We start from the raw sequence: 19927 nt of genomic DNA, 5'->3' as shown, positions 1-19927 counted from the left end.
TTGACGGGGGAGCTTACGCTGCGGCCTGTCGAGTACGCACGCTCAGGCCGCCTTGTGCGCTGATGCCGTTGAGAGCGCTGCCGTTGAGCGCGCTGCCGATGATGCTGCGCCCATCGCTGCCGACGGCGCCGATGCTGACGCCTTGACTGCCGGTCATGCTGGCGGTCAGAGCGGCCGCTTGAGGTTGCTTAGGTCCCTAACCTGCATCATTTTGCGGCCATATCTTTCACCGACCTGCACAAACGGTATCGCTCTTCTGAATAAATCTACTTTTCGTCTTTATTTTTATTTGAAAATTCACGATTTGCTTCAAGTGCTCCACGAAGTAATCCGCGTCTACGTCTAGATATGTAATTTTCGATGATTGCTATTGGGCAGAAATCAGCTCTGATCGCACTGAAATTTGTTATTACTGGCAATTTGTAGTAGATGTTGCGCGGATCGTCTTGGCAGAGATCCCAATGACCCCCAATCTCTCTTCTAAAAATCTCACCCAAATAACGGGAGCATCGCGTTATATTTCTCGTCGCGTCTGGCTTTCCGTAAAAAAAATCAATAAGAACCTCTAAAGAATTTATACTATCTATGGAATAGTCCAGCGAGATACCTTCCGCAGCGGCCGCCGCGATAAGCCCTTCTAACGCATCGTCCATCTCAAAAACGAATTCTTGGAACTTCTCCAACTCATCGCTGCCTGGATTTGATTTACTTTTCATATTTTACCTCATTTTATCTGAGGTCCAATTCTATACTTAATTCCGGCATTTTCCAACGCATCTAACAACGGCTTTGATGCCCCCGCCTCAAGGATCCATTCAACCTGATAACCGTTCTGCACCAAATAAGCATCCTTTTTGATAGCCATCTCGTTTGAGCGCGCTCCAAGCTTTGAATTTATCGTAGTCAATGATTCGGGACCTGTTTTCACTTGCACCATAAGCTTGGAATCGTCAACAAAAGCATCTATTTGTCTCGGACCATATGGAGTTTGGATCACACGGTTTTCTCCGCCAATCGCAGCCCTATATTCAGCTTCACGCGTCAGAGGGCCCGATGAGTTCTGCATATTAACGTCATACTGCTTACTCCAACGCTCATAGTCCCAAGATTTTTCATTTCCGGAATTTCTAGCCTGATAATCTTCCCAGCGTTGAGCCTTGTGCTCGGCACTCCCAGGAAATCCTGCCTTTGTCGCGCCTTGCGAGCCGGACAAGTTAACCGCTTGAGATACATCAATCTGATTGCCACGAACAGCATCACCAGGTACAGCGGCAACGGGAGGCTCAGGCTTGAGTAATGGCACCTCCACCAAGTCAGCCGACGGCTGGACAACAATACTCGGATCTCTCACGACATCTGCAAGAGGAGCATCGATCTTTCTAGTGCCTTTCAGCGCATCCTTAAATATCGTAATAATTTTACCGGCAGCAAGTCCGCCCACCTCACCGAGCTTCGACAGGAGAACCGCGCCTGCAACTGCATTCATTGCGCCGTCAGTATCACCCGTCGCCAATTTGTGAGCGACATCAGCGGCGAAGCCGACATCTCCCATGAACGTCGTCCCGACTGCCCACGCATCCTTATTCAGCACACCGCTGACATAGTCATTTGACCAACCGGAATCTGTCCGGTTAAGCGCCTGCAACAAATATCGCACACCGTTGGCCGCCACCTGCTGACCCGGCGTCTGCCCTGCGGGGTTGGAGGTCGGTGCGACCTGGGCCCAGGCCGGGAACGATGTCCAGGTGACCGTGCAGCACAGCAGCAGCGCAACCGCGCGCTTGCATTGCTCGGCCACCCTTCCACGCACGCTCGTCGCTTCCATGTCCATCGTGTCTCTCTCCGCGCAAGCGGATCAACATCGGCAAACGCGCTGCCACACGGCAACGCATGAAGGTCAAAACTGGTAGATCACGCGCACGCCATAGGCCGGCTGGGCGCTGCCAAATCCGTCCGGGCGATGCACCGCCCAGCCCGCAAAGGCATCGAGGCTGGCACCGAACCAGCCGCCGCGCAGGCCGGTGGCGCTGATGCCATCGATACGGCCGGCATCCAGGCCCAGATACGGTGTGATACCGAGTGTTTGCAGCGGTGCGCTCAGCGTGTTGCGCCAATACGCGCCCTTCTCCGCGCCCAAGGTGGCCTCGCCATCGAAACCGCGCACGCTGTAGCGCCCACCGATGGTGATGAACTCCGAGCCGAGCAGCAGTTCGCCCGCCGTTTGCGCATGCAGGCTGCTTTCCCAGGTCAACGGGCGCGTACCGAGCTTGAACGGAAGCGCCGCACTCAGGTCCAGCGTGGTCACGCCATAGCGGAAGCTCGGAAAGCCGATCTGCGGGTCGTAGCCGGTCCATTGGCTGTCGAACCAGGGTGTCCCGCGCCGGTGCGCCAAGCGCATGTCCAGCTGCAATGCACCCAGGTACTGGCGATGGCTCAGGTAGAACTCGGCGCTGCTGGTATCGCGCCGCTGGATGCCGATTTCCACCCCATCCAGATAACTGCGCGCACGCCGCCGACCGACGACGACGCCGGCCGAGGTCTTGCTGGTGCCGGTCCGATGCAGCACGCGCTGGATATCCAGCTGCGCATTGCTGGATCGCCCGCTGGACTGGAACTGCTGCAGGAAACCATCCACCCGTTGGTGATAGCGATATGACGACGCCGACAAGGCGACGCTCCACCAGCCCCACGGCAGGTTGTAGCTGACGCTATTGCCGCGCGTACCGCGTTCATCGTCGTGCGAGGCCAGATCATGGCTATAGCCCACGCTGAGCAGATCGTTGATCCCCAGCGGATTGTCCAGCGAGAGGTCCAGGCCGCCCTGCCATTTGCCGGTGGCCTGCACACCCGAATCGTCGGCGTTGGCGACTCCGCGCCAGCGGCGTCCGTGCTGCAACGTGATGATCAGATCCGACTCGCCTGGCTGCTCTGCCGGCGCGATATCGATCTTGGCGTCCTGCGACGGCAAGCGTTTGAATTGCTCCACCGCCTGTTCGATCGCGCGCAAGTCGACCAGGTCGCCGCTGCGCAGCGGCAAGGCGTTCTTCCAATTGTCCGCACCGCCGTCGGAGACCACGCGCACCGCACGCAGCCGTCCCGGCATCAGTTCGAAGCGCAGCGTCCCGCGCGAGAGGTCTTGTTCGGGAACGCCGATCCGGGTGGTGACGAAACCGTGCGCCACCAGTTGGTCCAGGGCACGACGGCGAATGAGGTCGATACCCTCCCGACCGACGCAGCGCCCTTCATAGCTGCGCAACGCGCGCCACAACCAGGAAAAGCGCGCACCGTCGGCACCGCCGCCGGACAGCCGGACGCGATCGATCGGAAAGCACAAGGCTTCCACGGGCAGGACCGTGCTACGGGCATCCACGCCCTGTTCGCGCGCGCCGACGAACGGCGCCTGGCGCTCCTGCTCCTGGCGGCGCTGGATCTCTTCGGCCTGGCGCAATTGTTCCTGCCGGTCCAGCGTCGTCGGTTCGGATTGCTGCGCAGCCGCTGGCCTGGCGATCGCCCGCAGGCAAACCGCCAGTACCAACGGTACTGATCGTTTCCACATCGAACTGCCCCCTGTGCGACCGACGCGCTCCGCGTGGACGCCCGTTCTCCGTACCTGGTCACCAACCCCGGCGACAACCCGGCGGCACGAAAAGCGTCGCTACTTTGTTGGGACGTGAAAGCAGGGTCAACCCAGCGTGTAGGGGTGACCCTGTAAGAAACTCCGAACACGATCATTGCGTGATGGAAATCACGAAAAACAGCGCGAGCCTCGACGCCCGGATCGCGAATCGCTTCGCTCAGTCCGCCGTGTGCTCCCAGAACGCCAGCAACGCCCGCAGGCCGGGAGGTTGGGAATCCGGCATCGGCAATTGCACCTGGGCACGCTGCCATGGGGCGCTGCCCAGGCTGAGGATGGTGCCCGGTTCGGCCTTGCGGCCCGCCATATGCCAATGGCCGAAGTAGCGGGACGCCACCGGTTCACGGAAGACCTCGGCCTGGATCCGGTGGCGCGTGGCGCGCTGCACGCGCGCATAGACCTCGTCGACACCGTCCCGCGGACCTTCCAGATACTGAAAGAAGGTCTGGCCGTCATGGAGCAGGACGCCAGTGACTTGCAGCAGCGCATTGCGCGCGCTGGCACGCACGACCAACTCGTCCAACTCGGCAATGCTGAACGGGCGGCGCGGAACACTGATATAGGCCAGCGCATGCAGCGGCTGATGGGTCGGCACGGGGAACTCCTAAACCGACCACCCCCTTCCAAGGGAACCAGCCAGACGAACACGGCACCGACTCCGTCCGGCACATCAATTACTTTATTAGTGAACCATACGGTTTGCAAATAATGCGTCCGTGTGCAAGCCGATCGGCCTGGCGACTCCACGCGCGCGCCCATGAAGCCAGGACCATCATCGGCATCCGCTGGTGCCTTGTCCACGTGGCCCGCGCCACCATCGCAGCGATCCCAAGCACCGCTGCGCCCCACGCCCGCATCGCACGTCCGCGACCAGCCGGTGAACCATTCAGCGCCAGGCACAGGCTGCTGCCGCTGCAGATTCCGCGACTAAACTCGGTTCCACCGCCACTATCCAGCAACGACACCGCTGCCGGCGGCCGTCAGCGCTTCGCCCTGGTGTCGCCTAAGTACCCGCGTACGGTTGGGATTTTGCGCCGAATGCGGCAAGATCGTTGGCTGCCCGTCCACGGGTACACACCGCCAGACGCTCCGACGCAGTTCGCTCATCCCGCGACACGCCGGGCGCAGGGTAAAAACCAGAGCTGGAGCAGCACATGTCATCCCACGCCGGACCGGATCACGCCCTTGACCTGTCGAGCTGCGCGCGCGAACCGATCCACACGCCGGGTGCCATCCAACCCTACGGCCTGTTGCTGGTCATCGAACGGACCGGCTGGACCGTCGCCCAATACGCCGCGACGCGGCCCGAGCTGATTGACCACTACGGCGAGCCGTTGGGCAGGGCGCTGGATCAGGTACTCGGTGGACTGCTGGCACCGCATCGGGCGGCACTGACCACGCTGGACGATGGCGCCACCGCGTTTCTCGGCACGGTGGTGCTGGGCGACGGCCGTGCGCACCAGTTGCTGGCCAACTGCACCGGTGGCCATCTGCTGGTCGAACTGGAAGAAACCGTCGCTGGCGAGGCGGGAACGCTGGAGGACCTGTATCCGTCCATCCGCAGCTTCATGAGCGCCATCGAACACGCCGCCGACACCACTGCATTGTGCGACCTGGCTGCGCGTCAGGTGCGTGCGCTGACCGGATTCGACCGGGTGCTGATCTATCAGTTCGACAAGGACTGGAACGGCGTGGTCGTTGCCGAGGATCGCAATGGCGTGCTGCCGTCCTATCTGGATCTGCGCTTTCCCGAGTCGGATATCCCGGTGCAGGCGCGCGACCTGTATCGCCGCAACCGGATTCGCCTGATCGCCGACTGCGATTACCAACCGGTGCCGCTACTGGTCGATGATCGCCCACCGGCGGATACGCCGGCCGACCTCAGCCTGTGCGTGCTGCGCAGCGTCTCGCCGTTCCACCTGCAATACATGCGCAACATGGACACCCGCGCATCGATGTCCACCTCGCTGCTGCGCGAGGGCGAACTGTGGGGGCTGATCTCCTGCCACAGCCAGGCGCCACGTCGGGTGCCCTACCATGTGCGTACCGCTTGCGAGCTGATCGGCCAGATCCTCTCGCTGCAGCTCGCGTTGAAGGAGCGCGCCCATGGCATCGAGGAACGCGTGGCGCGCCGGGCGATCCAGGTGCGTTTGCTCAGCCGCATGGCCGGCGACGACGACTTCCTCGCTGCGCTGGGACGCGAGCATACCGGTCTGCTGGCGCTGACGGGCGCACAAGGCGCGGCGATCGCCCACCGCGGCGAATGCATCCTGCTGGGCGACTGTCCCAGCCGCGACCACGTGCTGGGCCTGACCCATTGGCTCACCAGCCACAGCGGCGAGGATCTGTTTCACACCGATCACCTGCCCGCCTTGTGGGAACCGGCAAACGAATTTTCCGATCGCGCCAGCGGCGTGCTGGCGATCTCCATCTCGCAGCTGCACGATAGTTATCTGTTGTGGTTCCGACCAGAAGTGGTGCGCACCGTGCGCTGGGGCGGCGAGCCGCGCAAACCCAACGACGGCGGCATGCTGAGTCCGCGCACCTCCTTCGAAGCCTGGAAGGAAACCGTGCGCCGGCAGGCGCTGCCCTGGAGCCAAGCCGACCTGGACGCCGCCATGGAGCTGCGCACGGCCATCGTCGATATCGTGCTGCGCAAGGCCGAAGAAATGGCCGAGCTCAACGAACAACTGGTTCGCAGCAACAAGGAACTGGAAGCCTTTTCGTACTCGGTCAGCCACGATCTGCGCGCCCCGTTCCGCCACATCGTCGGCTATACCGAATTGCTGGCCGATTCGGCCGGCAGCAAGCTGAGCGACACCGAGAAGCGGTTCCTGCGCACCATTGCCGAATCGGCCAAGTCAGCCGGCACGCTGGTCGACGATCTGCTGAGTTTTTCGCAGATGGGCCGCTCGACCCTGGGCCGGGTGTCGATCGACATGAACACCCTGGTGGACGATGTCCGCCAACGGCTGGACATGGAAGCCCAGGGCCGCGAGATCCACTGGGAGATCGCCGACCTGCCGCAGGTGGAAGTCGACCCGGTGATGATGCGCCTGGTGTGGCAGAACCTGCTCACCAATGCCATCAAATTCACCCGCGATACCGCCGAGCCCAGGATCGAGATCTTCCATACCCGCACCGCGCAACACGATGTCTTCCATGTCCGCGACAATGGCTGCGGTTTCGACATGCGCTATGTGGGTAAACTGTTCGGCGTCTTCCAGCGACTGCACCACGCCGACGAGTACGAAGGGACCGGCATCGGCCTGGCCAACGTGCGCCGTATCGTGAGCCGCCATGGTGGCGAAACCAAAGCCGAGGGGGAACTCGGCCGCGGCGCCACCTTCTCGTTTTCCATCCCGACTTGTCCTTACGGAGTGAATTGATGAAGGATCTTCGTCCGATCCTGCTGGTTGAAGACAATCCGAAGGATGCCGAGCTGACCATGGCGGCCCTGCAGCGCTGTCAATTACTCAACGAGATCGTGCATGTGCGCGATGGTGCCGAGGCGCTGGACTACCTGCGCTGCGAAGGCAGCCATGCCGGCGCCCGCCATGGCGCACCGGTGGTGGTGCTGCTGGACCTGAAGCTGCCCAAGATCAATGGCCTGGAAGTGCTAGAGGAAGTCCGTCGCGATCCAGCGCTGGCCAGCACCCCGATCGTGATGCTCACCTCCTCACGCGAGGAGCAGGACCTGGTCCGCAGCTACGAGTTGGGGGTCAATGCCTTCGTGGTCAAACCGGTGGATTTCAAGGAATTCTTCGAGGCGATCCGTGGGCTGGGCATCTTCTGGGGCATCACCAACCAGCCACCGCCGCAAGGCGGCGGCCGTGTTTGATCCAAGCCTGATCGAAGCCTGATCCTAGAGAGACCACGCGTGTCCGAAAGCCCTGTAGGCACCCCAATCCGCATCCTCATGCTCGAGGACAACGCGCTGGATGCCGAATTGACGATTGCCCAACTGACGCTGTCGAAGCTGGACTTCAGCTACGACCGCGTGTGGACCCGCGCCGATTTCCTGCACGCCATCACCCACGGCCATTACGACGTGGTCCTGGCCGATCACGTACTGCCGGGCTTCGACGGCGACACCGCGCTGGAGCTGGTACGCACGCACGCGCCCGACCTACCCTTCCTGTTCGTTTCCGGCACCCTCACCGAGGAACTGGCGGTGCAGGCGCTCAAGCGCGGCGCGCGCGACTACGTGGTCAAGCAACGGCTGCAACGGCTGCCCGATGCGATCGTGCGCGCCATCGACGAAGCCAAGGAACGCCAGCGCCGCGGGCTGGCCGAGGCAGCCCTGCAGGCCAGCCAGGCACACCTGCACATCATTGCCAACGCCCTACCTGCGCTGATCGCCCATCTCAGCCCCGATCATCGCTATCGCTTTGCCAATAACGCCTACGTCGAATGGCATGGACGCTCGCCCGATGCATTGGTCGGGCTGCATGTGCAGGAGTTGATCGGCGAAGAGGCGTTCGCGCGCATCCAGCATCACCTGGAGCGCGCGCTGTCCGGCGAGCGGGTCCGCTTCGAAATGGTCACGCAGCGACAGGACGGCACGCTGCGCTACGCGCAGGTCGACTGCGTGCCCGACTTCGATGCGCATGGCCAGGTGACCGGCTATCACGCGCTGGCGCGCGATATTTCCGACCTCAAACAGGCCGAGCAACAACTGCGCGAGGTCAACGAGGCGCTGGAGCGCCAGGTCGAGCAGCGCACCCAGCAATTGCAACGCAGCGAGCGCCGCCTGCAGGCGATCTTCGAATCCAGCTTCCATCACCAGAGCCTGCTGGCCACCGACGGCTGCCTGATCGACAGCAATGTCGCCTCGCTGGATGCCATCCTCGTCTCCAAGGACGACGTGCGCGGCCTGCTGTTCTGGGACGCGCCGTGGTTCTCCTCCACACCGCAGGTGCAAACGCTGATGCGGCAGGCCGTGCTTGCCGCCGCCGGTGGCGTGGAGTCGCGTCAGGAAGTGGAATTGGACCTGCCCAGCGGCAAGCGCAGCTTCGACTTCTCGCTGCGTCCGCTCTTTGGCGACGAAGGCAAGGTGGTCGCCGTGGTGTCCGAGGCGGTGGAGACCACCGAACGTCGGCAAGCCGAGGAAACCCTGCGGCAATCGCAGAAGATCGAGGCGGTCGGCCAATTGACCGGCGGCATCGCGCACGACTTCAACAACATCCTGACGGTCATCGGCGGCAACATCGAGCACGCCAAGATGATGATCGACCGCAGCGGCGACGCCAGCAAGGGCCCGCAGCGCGCGCTGGACAACGCGCTCAAGGGCGTCATGCGCGCCGCCAGCCTCACCCAGCGGCTGCTGGCATTCTCGCGTCGGCAACCCCTGCAGAGCGTGCCGGTGGACCTCAACGCCCAGGTCGGCGGCATGCAGGAAATGCTGCGCCGAACCCTCGGCGAACAGGTGCAGCTGGAAATCAACGTCGCCCCGGATGTCTGGTGCGTGGAAGCCGATCCCAGCCAGCTCGAAGCCTCGGTGCTCAATCTGGCGGTCAACGCCCGCGATGCCATGCCCGAAGGCGGCCATCTGCGCATCCAGATCGCCAATATCCATCTGGACGAAGACTACATCCGGCGAAATGCGCAAATCCCGCCGGGCGATTACGTCATGCTGCGGGTCAGCGACAGCGGGCACGGCATGCCGGAAGAAACGCTCGCGCGCGTGTTCGAGCCGTTCTTTACCACCAAGGAGGTCGGCCGCGGCACCGGCCTGGGCCTGTCGATGGTCTACGGCTTCATCAAGCAATCCGGTGGGCATGTGCAAGTGCGCTCGGCCGTGGACGAAGGCACCGAGGTGACGCTGTTCCTGCCGCGCTCGGACCGTCCGCTGCCGCAGGACACCACCGCGACAGCAGCAAAGGGTTACGCCCGCTACGCACAGAACGAAGAAACCATCCTGGTCGCCGAAGACAACGACGACGTGCGCGCCTATACCGTGGAGGCCTTGCGTCAGCTCGGTTACCGCGTGCTCGAAGCCCACGATGGTGCCTCCGCGTTGCGTCTGCTGGCACGGCCGGACGTCAAGGTGGACCTGCTGTTCTCGGACATGGTCATGCCCGGCATGAGCGGGCGCATGCTGGCCGACCAGGCGCGCCGACTGGCACCGCAGCTGCGCATCCTGTTCACCTCCGGCTACCCACGCGACCCGGTGGGCGCCCAACCCGAACGCAGCTACAGCATCCTGGCCAAACCCTTCACCCGCAGCGACCTGGCCGGCGCGATCGGCGACGCGCTGCGGGCCTAGAGCGCGTGATGCACCTTCCGACACCGTGTTGCGCGCCTTGTCTGGACGCGCCACAGGACGCTTCGCACTCACCTCAACGTGCATAACACGCTCTAGAGCGGCGATCCGCTGCGATGCCGTCGTGGCATCGCGTTCTGCATTGTTTCTTGGACGATGCTGCCGCAGCGGTGCCGTGCGGCCCGCCACGGTGTTTGCGTATTGACCCCAGAGGTCGCAGGCGGCCGGAGCTGACTCCCTCGCCGACATCGGCGGTGTCATGGCCGCCGATGCCCAGGCAAGCAAAAAGACGCCGGGCTCATCACGCTGAACCCTGGGTGCGCTGTCGTGCCCTCGCCTCTTGCAGCCGCCCCAAAATTGACAATATGTTGTCTTATGGACAACACCTCGCCCATTTCTGAGCCACCGCTCCCCCTTGTCAGGGGCTTGGTCCTGGCGATCTTCGGCACCAATGGCCGACTGGTCGAGACCGGAAACCACTTGGTCCGGCCGCTTGGATTGACCACTGCCTGGTGGCAGGTGCTGGGTGGGATCGGCTACGCCCCCGCCCCGCTCCCGGTCGCGCATATCGCTCGCAACATGGGCTTGACCCGCCAAGCCGTGCAACGCGTGGTCGATGTGCTGGCCACCCACGGACTGGTCCGCTTCGCGACCAATCCGCATCACCAGCGGGCCAAGCTGGTGGTGCTCACCGACGCCGGGAGCAAGGCATTGCGCGATGCCGAAGCCGCAGCTGCCGCGCTGGATCAGACCATTCTCGAGCGCATCGGCGCAGCCCGTCTCTCGGCAGCGCTCACGGTGCTCACTGACCTGGCCGCGATCCTCGCTGAGCACGCCACCGACACGCCCGCGACACCCGACACAGTCACCAAGGAGGACGCATGAGTACCCCCCCGGATCAGCAGAGCTACGATACAGACGTCATCATCGTCGGCGGCGGCCCGATCGGACTGACCACCGCGTGTGCGCTTGCGCATCACGGCGTCGACTTCCGCGTGTTCGAACAATGCCGGCAACCCAAGCCGCACTCCCGCGCCAACAATCTGTGGGCACGCCCGCAGGAATTACTCGCCAGCATCGGGGTGCGCGACGCCATCGCCGCCAAGGCGTACCAGATCACCCAGGTCAATACGCTGTTGAATGGCCGCCCCGTCGACCCGATCGCGATCGCCGACGTGCCCAGTCCGTACGGACCGGTGCTCTACAGCGGCCAGGACGTTATCGAAACCACGCTGACCGAGCACCTCGCCAGCAAGGGGCACGCGCTGGAACGTGGCCGCAAGATGGTGGGCGTCGAACAGGATGCGCATGGCGTGACAGTGACCCTGGCCACCGTCGCCTCCGACGACGAAGACGCAGTGCAAGGCGCGATCGAACGCTTGCGCTGTCGCTACCTGATCGGTGCCGATGGCAGTGCAGGCACTGTGCGCAAGCAGTTGGGCCTGGATTTCACTCCGGAAAAGCTGCCGAACTGCATGAATCGTCAGGTCGACGCCAAACTGTCCTGGCGACGTTCCACCGACCATGACCATCTGTGGTTCTTCTACTACCCGCATGGCTTCTGCGGGGTGCTGCCGGTTTGGGGCGGCTATCATCGGCTGTTCTTTCTGGCCAGCGATGAGGGAGTGCCCGAGCGCGATCCGACCCTGGAGGAACTGCAGGCGCTGGCACGCGAGGTGACCGAAGATCCGACCCTGACCTTGTCCGACCCGATCTGGCTCACCCACAGCCGCTTCCAGCACGGCGTGTCCGAACACTACGCCAAGGAGCGGGTCTTCCTGGTCGGCGATGCCGGCCACCTCACGCTGCCGGCCGGCGGGCAAGGCATGAACGCCGGCCTGCACGATGCGGTGGGACTGGCCTGGCGACTGGCGATGACGCTAGCCGGCAGCGCCGGGCCGGCAATCCTGCAGTCCTACGACAACGAACGCGGCGGCGAGCACCGGCGCCTGGATGCGCAACAGGTCCGTGGCTTCGAAAACAGCGTGTATCGCGGTGCGGTCAAGGATGCAGCGATGAACCTGGCCGCCCGCTTCCTGCCCAATATCGGAACCCTCATCCAAGGCAGTGCGGACCTGCAGCAGTTGACCGTGTCCTATCCCGACAGCCAACTCAACGAGGATCACCTGGGCGGTTGGTTGACGTTCCTCCGCAAGGACGCGCCCAAGCCCGGCGAGCGCGCGCCCGATGCCGACGTCGTCGACCGCGATGGGCGCTCGACCACCCTGTTCGCGCACCTCTACAACCCCGACGGCGCGACCTGGGGCTGGGCGTTGCTGGCCTTCGACGGCAGGAACGCCGATCGGCTCACGGAGATCCGCACGGCCTGCGCGCAGGTAGGCGACTGGCCGTGGGTGCGGCCCCGCCTGATCCTGGGCGCTGCCGTCGCCAGCACCGACGATCCCACGCCGCTGTATGACCTGGACAACGTGGCGCATGCCGCATTCGGCCTGACCGATGCGGCACTGGCGCTGGTGCGACCGGATGGCCATATCGCGTTTCGCGGCCCGCTCGACCGGCCGGATCTGCTACGCGCATATTGTGAGCGTGTGTTTGGCCCGACGGCCTGAGTATCGCGACCGGCGATGCATGCCCCGCTGACAGCGACTGGTGGTGCCGCAAGCGGTCCACCTGGGGGGACACGGTCGAGCATCGAAACAGCGGAACCGGCTGGCCGATGCCTCGACCACGGCCGGCCCCCGCCAGCGCGAACCGGCAACCGTGTGGACAACGCCGCACTGTCCCCCTTCCCCACCGAGGTCACGGGTAGTGCGCCGGTCTCAATGCATGAGACGCCCGTGACTACACTGCCATCATGGCCGACACCTCCTTGCCACCGCTGATGTTGGAGCTACAGCGGCGCCTGCTTGGTGCGGAGGATCCATCAAGCGTCGTCATGCGGTTCCAGGCAGAACTGCTGACGCAATACCCCAATCAGGCCATCGAGGTGATCCAGCTGGTTGCGCATTGGGCGCAGCGCTCCGGGATCGATTGAGACGCCATTGATGCGCCCGATGAAATCCACGTTATTGGGCAGCCACGGTGCGTGGGCCTTCACTGTCTCGATGGCGCGCGCAAGCACGCCCAACGTGGCCGAACCCTCGAAGGCCATCGGCAAATGACGATGCGGCTCGGGACCTGGAGACCCTCCACGCTGGGCAGGTGCGTCTCCAACGCGATCAGGCGCTCGACCAGCACCGACTGCGCAATGGTGCGGCTATCGTAATGAATCTGCAGCAAGCGCACGCCCGGCGAGAGCGCATGCACGCCGTCCAGCTCCACAGCCTTGAGCGAAAGCGCCGCACACCCAGTGCGTGATCGATATCAGTGATGAGACATGACTGCTACGCCTTACAGATGGCTCGGCAGCACTTGCAAGGCGACCCTGTGATACCGCGCCCGGATCGTTGCAATCCCTTTCAACCTCGTGCTTGTCGGAATGAGCCGCTGGTCTCCGACCCCGCGATGGATGCGGTCTCGCATGGCAATGGGAGAAACACCGGCAAGCCGGTTCACTGTGTCAACGGCGTTCATCTTGTCGTCGACCGTGATGCGACACTGCAGGCTTGTCCGCTCCCGAGCGCGCGCCATGATCCCTCCATGGTTCCAGGACCTGCTGCCGATCGCTCTTTGTGGAGGCATCGGCTATTGCATCGGAATGCTGCGTGATGCCCAGTCCAAGCTGGACAGGATGCAGATGCAGATCGAGCAACTGCAGGCCCAGCTACAGGACCGTCACGCACTCGAACATCGGCGCACTGAGCAGTGACCCTGGAGCGGGCTGCGTTGGTGCGGCCGATGGCCTCTTTCGACGCGGCCCAGTCAGGTCGCAAGGCGGGATACCGTCGGGCGGTCGAACAAGGCCGCCACCATCCCGTCGAAGCAGCGGCAATGCAAGCCTTCATCGAAGGACCGCTGTGACCACCCCTGCGGATACGGACGTAAACACGCCAAAAAGCGCTGCAACGCGCGCGCAAGGTAGTGATTGCTGGTGACCCCGGCCCGATTCGAACGGGCGACCTTCCCCTTAGGAGGGGGACGCTCTATCCAGCTGAGCTACGGGGCCAAGCACGGTATTGTCGCATGTTCGCCACGCTTGCCAAGCCGGCGGCGCTGGGGCGGAGCCTGCTAAAATTGTGGGCTTCCCACGCTTGCGCCGATCCGGTGGCGCGTGGTCCTTTCGATTCCAGGAGTCACCATGTCCGCTGACCTGCTCAAGGCACTCGACCTCGCCCCCTCCAATGCGGGCACCTATCTTGGCGAGGCGACCTGGTCGCAGGCCAGCGGTGCCGGGGTGCTGCAGCCGCTCAACCCGACCACCAACGCCATCATCGCCGAGGTGCAGGCGACGACGCCGGACGACTACGAGCTCGTCGTCCAGCGTGCGCAGGCCGCCTTCAAGCTGTGGCGCACCACGCCGGCGCCGCGGCGCGGAGAGGCGGTGCGTTTGTGCGGCGAGGCGCTGCGGCGCCACAAGGATGCGCTGGGCTCGTTGGTTGCGCTGGAAATGGGCAAGAGCAAGCCGGAGGGCGACGGCGAGGTCCAGGAGATGATCGACATCGCCGACTTCGCGGTGGGCCAGAGCCGCATGCTGTACGGCTACACCATGCACTCCGAGCGGCCCGGCCATCGGATGTACGAGCAGTACCAGCCGCTGGGCCTGGTCGGCATCATCAGTGCGTTCAACTTCCCGGTGGCGGTGTGGGCGTGGAATGCGTTCCTGGCGGCCATCTGTGGCGATATCTGCATTTGGAAGCCGTCCAACAAGACGCCGCTGACCGCGATCGCGACGATGAAGATCTGCAACGCCGCGCTGAAGGAAGGCGGATTCCCGGACATCTTCTTCCTGATCAACGATGCCGGCACGGCGTTGTCGGAGAAGCTGGTCGAGGATGCGCGCGTGCCGCTGATCAGCTTCACCGGTTCGACCCAGGTCGGCCGCGTGGTGGCTGAGAAGGTCGCACGCCGCCTGGGGCGTTGCCTGCTGGAGCTGGGTGGCAACAACGCCATCATCCTGGACGAGACCGCCGACCTGAAGCTGGCCATCCCCGGCATCGTGTTCGGCGCGGTCGGCACCGCCGGCCAGCGTTGCACCACCACCCGCCGTCTGATCGTGCATTCCTCGATCTACGACACCGTGCTGGCCACCCTGGTCAAAGCCTACAAGCAGGTCGAAGGCAAGATCGGCGATCCCACCGATCCGGCCAACCTGATGGGCCCGCTCAATAGCCGCGGTGCGGTGGAGCAGTTCCTGGAGTCGATCGCCAAGGCCAAGGCGGCCGGCGGCACGGTGGAAACCGGCGGCACGGCAATCGATCGCCCCGGCAATTTCGTGCTGCCGGCGATCGTGACGGGCCTGCAGAACAGCGATGCGGTGGTCCAGCACGAGACCTTCGCGCCGATCCTGTACGTGATGAAGTACGACAGCCTGGACGAGGCGATCGACCTGCAGAACGGCGTGCCGCAGGGCTTGTCGTCGTCGATCTTCACCCAGAACCTGAAGGCGGCCGAGAAGTTCCTGTCCGCCGCGGGCAGCGACTGCGGCATTGCCAACGTCAACATCGGCACCTCCGGCGCGGAGATCGGCGGTGCGTTCGGTGGCGAGAAGGACACCGGCGGCGGGCGCGAGTCCGGCTCGGATGCGTGGAAGGTCTATATGCGTCGTCAGACCAATACCATCAACTACTCCGATTCGTTGCCGCTGGCGCAGGGCATCAAGTTCGATCTTTGATCGGCGTTGCGCCACTGGCCGGACAGTCCGGCCGGTGGCAACGGCAACACGCGGTGCGCCGGCGGCCTATCCTGCCTGGAAGGATCGCCGGCGCGTCGCCAGGCCGCCATTTCGCGGGCGGCTCTGGGATAATGCGGCGGACCGCCGTCCTGGCGGCTCCGCTCAGGAGTTCATGATGAACATCGTCGTGCGCCAGACCAGTGCATTGGCCGTCGCCAGCCTGATCACCGGCATCCTCGGCTGGACGCTGGTCCCGGTGTTGGGCAGTATCTGCGCCATCGTCACCGGCCATCTGGCCCGCAGCGAGATCCGCCGCAATCCGCATGGCCTGGAGGGCGATGGCCTGGCGGTGACCGGGCTGATCCTGGGCTGGCTGTCGCTGGCGATGCTGGTCGGGGCGGCGATCTGCTTCCTGCTGTTCTTCGGCGGCATGGCCTGGTTGCTGGCGACGCACGGATGAATACGAACGCACCGGCATCCGCGCGCCGCTTCGACGACCGTGTCGAGGACTACGCACGCTACCGCCCCAGCTATCCGCCGGCCTTGCTCGATTGGCTGCAGACGACGCTGGGCGTCACGCCAACGACCGCGGTGGCCGACATCGGTGCCGGCACCGGCATTTCCAGCCGGCTGTTCCTGCAAGCCGGTCATCCGGTCACGGCGGTGGAACCCAACGCGACAATGCGTGCCGCCGCCCAGCAATGGTTGTCCGAGTATCCGCAGTTCACCACCGTCGACGGCACCGCCGAGGCCACCGGGCTGGCCGACGCCAGTGTTGGACTGGTCTCGGCCGCGCAAGCCTTCCACTGGTTCGACACCCACGCCGTGCGCGCCGAATGGGCGCGCATCCTGCAACCTGGCGGCCTGGCCGTGGTGTATTGGAACTCGCGCGAACTGGACAGCACTGCCTTCCTGCGCGATTACGAACAGTTGCTGCTGGACTACGGTACCGACTACACCGCCGTCGCCGAGCGCTACCAGGATGACGCGACCATGCGCGACTGGTTCGGCACCGGCTTCCGCGCAGCGGCCTATTTCCCCAACGTCCAGCGGCTGGATTTCGATGCGCTACGTGGGCGATTGCTGTCTTCGTCGTATGCGCCGCTGGCCGACGACCCGCGTCACCGACCGATGCTTGCCGCGCTGCGCCAGCTGTTCGATCAGCATGCACACGCAGGACGGATCGACTTCCAGTACCAGACCCGCGTGTTCGCGGGCACATTGAACTGACCGCATGTATTCGCTCGCTCGCCCGTTCCTGTTTGCCTTCGATGCCGAGCGCGCCCACGCGCTCGGTTTGCGTGCCATCGAGACCGCCTACCGCAGCGGCACCCTGCCCTTGCTGGCCAAACGGCCCCCGCCGCTGCCGACGTCGGCATTCGGGCTGACGTTCCCCAATCCGGTCGGCCTGGCCGCCGGGTTGGACAAGAATGGCGAGCACATCGATGCCTTGCTGGGCCTGGGCTTCGGCTTCGTGGAGATCGGCACGGTGACGCCGCGCCCGCAGCAGGGCAATCCCAAGCCGCGGATGTTCCGCCTGCCCGAGCACCAGGCCGTCATCAACCGCATGGGCTTCAACAATCTCGGCGTGGACGTGCTGGTGCGCAATGTCGAACGCGCGCGCCGCCTTGGTGGCCTGCTCGGTATCAACATCGGCAAGAACAAGGACACGCCCAACGAGGAGGCGACGCAGGACTATCGCTACTGCATGGAGCGCGTCTATGCCGCGTCGGACTACATCACCGTCAATATCTCCTCGCCCAATACCGCCGGCCTGCGCGAGCTGCAGGAAGAGCAGGCGTTGCGGCGGCTGATCGCCGAGCTGCGCGAACTGCAGGAAGCGTTGGCCGCGCAACATGGCCGACGCGTGCCGATGCTGGTGAAGGTGGCCCCGGATCTGAGCGATCGCGATATCGATGCAGCGGCACGCGTGTTGTCGGATCTGGCGGTGGACGGCGTGATCGCAACGAATACGACCATCGCCCGCACCTTGGTCGAGGAGCATCCGCTGGCCGCGCAGGCCGGTGGCCTGTCCGGTGCGCCATTGCTGGACCAGTCCACCCTGGTGCTGCGCCGACTGCGCGCGCGCCTGCCCGAATCCATCCCCTTGATCGGCGTGGGCGGCATCAACTCCGGCGCCGATGCGGTGGCCAAGATGGCCGCGGGCGCCACCCTGGTGCAGTGCTATAGCGGGCTGGTGTTCCGCGGCCCGGCGCTGATCGGCGAGTGCGTCGAAGCGATCCGGCGCCGCCGCGAGGCCCCCAGCGGCGGCACGGCGGGACGGCTATGACGGGTTCACCTGCGGAGGGTTGGCGCCTGCAGGCGCAAGCGTCGCTGCGCGCCCTCAACACCTTCCATGTCGAGGCCACCGCCCCCTGGTTGCTGGGCATCCAGCTGCCGGAAGCGCTGCCGACCGCACTGGCTGCGCCGGAGATCGCCGGACTGCCGTTGCTGGTGTTGGGTAGCGGCAGCAATGTATTGCTGGCCGGCGATCCGCCCGGCGTGGTGCTGTGCTTCGAAAATCGCGACATGGCCATCATCGCCCACCACGCCGATCACGCCATCGTGCGCGCCGGCGCCGGCGCCAACTGGCATGCGCTGGTGCTGTATTCGCTGCAGCAGGGACTGTCGGGACTGGAAAATCTCGCGCTGATTCCCGGCACGGTGGGCGCCTGCCCGATCCAGAACATCGGTGCCTACGGCGTGCAGGTGGGCGAGTTCATCCATGTGGTGGAGGCCTACGATCGCCAGCAGCAGCAGGTGGTGCGGTTGTCGCCGGACGCGTGCGCGTTTGGCTATCGCGACAGTGTCTTCAAACAGCAGCCGGACCGGTATTTGATCGTGGCGGTGGAGTTCAACTTACCGCTGCTGCACGAACTACGGCTGGACTATGCCGGCATCCGCGAGGAACTGGCGCGCATGGGCGCGGACCTGGCCGGCGCTGCCGACGTGGCGCAGGCCGTCATCAACATCCGTCAGCGCAAATTGCCGGACCCGGATGTGCTCGGCAATGCCGGCAGCTTCTTCAAGAACCCGTTGCTGCCCAGCGACCAGATCGCCGCGTTGCAAGCCATTGAACCGGCGGTGCCGGTGTATCCCGGCGAACATGCCGGCCAGGGCAAGGTGTCGGCCGCCTGGTTGATCGAACAGTGCGGCTGGAAAGGCCAGCGCGATGGCGACGCCGGCGTGTCGGCCGAGCATGCGCTGGTGTTGGTCAACCATGGCCACGCCAGCGGCGAAGACCTGCTGCAGTTAGCGCGCCGCATCGCTGGCTCGGTCCGCGAGCGCTACGCGGTGGTGCTGGAACCGGAGCCGCGACTGATCGGCGCGCAATGGTGATCGCGCTGTCGGCGTCGGTGCGCGCCGCGCTGTGGATGCTGGTCAGCACGCTGGCGTTCGGGCTGATGGTGGTCACCATCCGGCTCGCCTCGCAGCAGCTGTCCACCAGCGAGATCGCGTTCTTCCGCAATGCGTTTGGGCTGCTGGCACTGCTGCCGTTGATCCTGCGGCCGGGCCGGCCATTGCCGCGAACCGGACAATTGCCGCGGTATTTCGCCCGCACCCTGATCGGGCTCGCCTCGATGCTATGCGGTTTCTGGGCGATCGGCCATTTGCCGCTGTCGCAGGCGATCGCCTTGTCCTACTCCACGCCATTGTTCGTCACCGTGCTGGCGGTGCTGTGGCTGCGCGAGCGGGTGCGCCTGCGCCGCTGGCTGGCCGTCGCTGCCGGCTTCGTTGGCGTACTGATCATCCTGCGCCCCGGCTCGGCCAGCTTCAGCGCCGGGCTGTTGATCGCCTTGCTGGCGGCAGTCATCAGCGCGGTGGTCGCCATCCAGATCAAGCAATTGGCGCGCGTGGACGACTCGGACACGGTGGTGTTCTACACCTATGTGTTCTGGGTACCGATGTCGCTGCTGCCGGCGTTGCTGCAATGGCAATGGCCCCAGGGACTGGATTGGCTATGGCTGGCCGCCACCGGCATCTTCGGCACCGCCGGCCAGTTGTTCTGGACCCGCGCGCTCAAGCTCGGAGAAGTCTCGGCCTTGCAGCCGATCAGCTTCGTGCAGTTGCCTTTCGTCGCCTTGCTCGGCTGGTGGCTGTTCGACGAAGCGATCGCGCACTACACCATGCTCGGTGCGGCCATCATCATCGCCGCCAATGTCTATATCGCCCATCGCGAGGCGGTGCTGGCGCGCCGCGCCTCCACCCATGCGCCGGTGGAAGGCGTCAAACCAGGCGAATAAGGCCAGCGCCTTGTTTGCGCCAAGACGACGCCATCACCCGGCTCAGTGAATGA

Annotated in this window: 19 protein-coding genes and 1 tRNA gene; 14 read left to right on the top strand and 6 right to left on the bottom strand. The window is 64.4% G+C overall.

Annotation, left to right across the window (positions count from 1 at the left end; all coding sequences use genetic code 11):
* Nucleotides 1-13: 13 nt before the first annotated feature.
* The 5 genes from CKY51_RS22485 to CKY51_RS13215 form a co-directional block, all read right to left on the bottom strand.
* A complete protein-coding gene (locus CKY51_RS22485) occupies nt 14-157 on the bottom strand; it encodes a hypothetical protein (RefSeq protein WP_170292327.1) in 144 nt (47 codons plus the stop codon).
* Between the two features lie 109 nt (nt 158-266).
* Entirely contained in the window at nt 267-716 is a 450-nt protein-coding gene (locus tag CKY51_RS13230; RefSeq protein WP_152249346.1) for a hypothetical protein, read from the bottom strand.
* Between the two features lie 8 nt (nt 717-724).
* Nucleotides 725-1831, bottom strand: coding sequence for a hypothetical protein (locus CKY51_RS23025; RefSeq protein WP_484607008.1), 1107 nt, complete (start codon nt 1829-1831; stop codon nt 725-727).
* Between the two features lie 66 nt (nt 1832-1897).
* Nucleotides 1898-3556: a ShlB/FhaC/HecB family hemolysin secretion/activation protein gene (locus CKY51_RS13220; protein WP_031339419.1), complete on the bottom strand. Its 1659-nt coding sequence runs from the start codon at nt 3554-3556 to the stop codon at nt 1898-1900.
* Between the two features lie 238 nt (nt 3557-3794).
* A complete protein-coding gene (locus CKY51_RS13215; protein WP_022971905.1) occupies nt 3795-4229 on the bottom strand; it encodes a BLUF domain-containing protein in 435 nt (144 codons plus the stop codon).
* Nucleotides 4230-4788: 559 nt separating this feature from the next.
* On the opposite strand from CKY51_RS13215, the gene CKY51_RS13210 reads away from it, so the two are divergent.
* The 8 genes from CKY51_RS13210 to CKY51_RS22835 all read left to right on the top strand — a co-directional run bounded on the left by CKY51_RS13210 (nt 4789) and on the right by CKY51_RS22835 (nt 13820).
* Entirely contained in the window at nt 4789-7023 is a 2235-nt protein-coding gene (locus CKY51_RS13210) for an ATP-binding protein (RefSeq protein ID WP_022971906.1), read from the top strand.
* The gene (locus CKY51_RS13205; protein WP_152249345.1) at nt 7023-7475 is read left to right on the top strand and encodes a response regulator; all 453 of its coding nucleotides are present in this window, start codon (nt 7023-7025) and stop codon (nt 7473-7475) included. The genes CKY51_RS13210 and CKY51_RS13205 overlap by 1 nt, the downstream gene beginning before the upstream one ends.
* Nucleotides 7476-7553: 78 nt before the next feature.
* Nucleotides 7554-9902 (top strand): PAS domain-containing protein, encoded by a 2349-nt coding sequence (locus CKY51_RS13200; protein WP_052172244.1) that lies wholly within the window; start codon nt 7554-7556, stop codon nt 9900-9902.
* Between the two features lie 372 nt (nt 9903-10274).
* Nucleotides 10275-10784: a MarR family winged helix-turn-helix transcriptional regulator gene (locus tag CKY51_RS13195; protein WP_022971909.1), complete on the top strand. Its 510-nt coding sequence runs from the start codon at nt 10275-10277 to the stop codon at nt 10782-10784.
* A complete protein-coding gene (locus CKY51_RS13190) occupies nt 10781-12469 on the top strand; it encodes an FAD-dependent monooxygenase (protein ID WP_022971910.1) in 1689 nt (562 codons plus the stop codon). Before CKY51_RS13195 ends, CKY51_RS13190 begins: the two co-directional genes overlap by 4 nt.
* A gap of 245 nt (nt 12470-12714) precedes the next feature.
* A complete protein-coding gene (locus tag CKY51_RS22480; protein ID WP_022971911.1) occupies nt 12715-12894 on the top strand; it encodes a hypothetical protein in 180 nt (59 codons plus the stop codon).
* Nucleotides 12895-13488: 594 nt separating this feature from the next.
* Complete coding sequence (locus CKY51_RS13180) at nt 13489-13668, top strand: hypothetical protein (protein WP_152249344.1); 180 nt, start codon at nt 13489-13491, stop codon at nt 13666-13668.
* Nucleotides 13669-13697: 29 nt separating this feature from the next.
* Nucleotides 13698-13820 (top strand): hypothetical protein, encoded by a 123-nt coding sequence (locus CKY51_RS22835; protein ID WP_272944117.1) that lies wholly within the window; start codon nt 13698-13700, stop codon nt 13818-13820.
* A 68-nt stretch (nt 13821-13888) separates the two neighbouring features.
* Here CKY51_RS22835 and CKY51_RS13175 read toward each other — a convergent pair.
* A tRNA-Arg gene (locus CKY51_RS13175) sits at nt 13889-13965 on the bottom strand.
* Between the two features lie 132 nt (nt 13966-14097).
* Here CKY51_RS13175 and amaB point away from each other — a divergent pair.
* The 6 genes from amaB (at nt 14098) to CKY51_RS13145 (ending at nt 19874) form a co-directional block, all read left to right on the top strand.
* Entirely contained in the window at nt 14098-15630 is a 1533-nt protein-coding gene (gene amaB / locus CKY51_RS13170) for an L-piperidine-6-carboxylate dehydrogenase (protein WP_022971913.1), read from the top strand.
* A 175-nt stretch (nt 15631-15805) separates the two neighbouring features.
* Nucleotides 15806-16090 carry a DUF4190 domain-containing protein gene (locus CKY51_RS13165; protein ID WP_031339431.1) on the top strand — a complete coding sequence of 95 codons (285 nt, stop codon included), beginning with the start codon at nt 15806-15808 and terminating at the stop codon, nt 16088-16090.
* Nucleotides 16087-16860, top strand: coding sequence for a class I SAM-dependent methyltransferase (locus tag CKY51_RS13160; RefSeq protein WP_022971915.1), 774 nt, complete (start codon nt 16087-16089; stop codon nt 16858-16860). Before CKY51_RS13165 ends, CKY51_RS13160 begins: the two co-directional genes overlap by 4 nt.
* A 4-nt stretch (nt 16861-16864) precedes the next feature.
* On the top strand, nt 16865-17920 hold the full coding sequence (locus CKY51_RS13155; RefSeq protein ID WP_022971916.1) for a quinone-dependent dihydroorotate dehydrogenase: 1056 nt from the start codon (nt 16865-16867) through the stop codon (nt 17918-17920).
* A complete protein-coding gene (gene murB, locus CKY51_RS13150; protein WP_022971917.1) occupies nt 17917-18969 on the top strand; it encodes a UDP-N-acetylmuramate dehydrogenase in 1053 nt (350 codons plus the stop codon). Before CKY51_RS13155 ends, murB begins: the two co-directional genes overlap by 4 nt.
* A complete protein-coding gene (locus CKY51_RS13145; protein WP_022971918.1) occupies nt 18963-19874 on the top strand; it encodes a DMT family transporter in 912 nt (303 codons plus the stop codon). Before murB ends, CKY51_RS13145 begins: the two co-directional genes overlap by 7 nt.
* The last annotated feature ends 53 nt before the right edge of the window (nt 19875-19927 follow it).

Source organism: Xanthomonas maliensis (genome assembly GCF_009192945.1).
Classification (GTDB): Bacteria; Pseudomonadota; Gammaproteobacteria; order Xanthomonadales; family Xanthomonadaceae; genus Xanthomonas; species Xanthomonas maliensis.
This window is presented reverse-complemented; position numbering and strand designations above follow the sequence as displayed.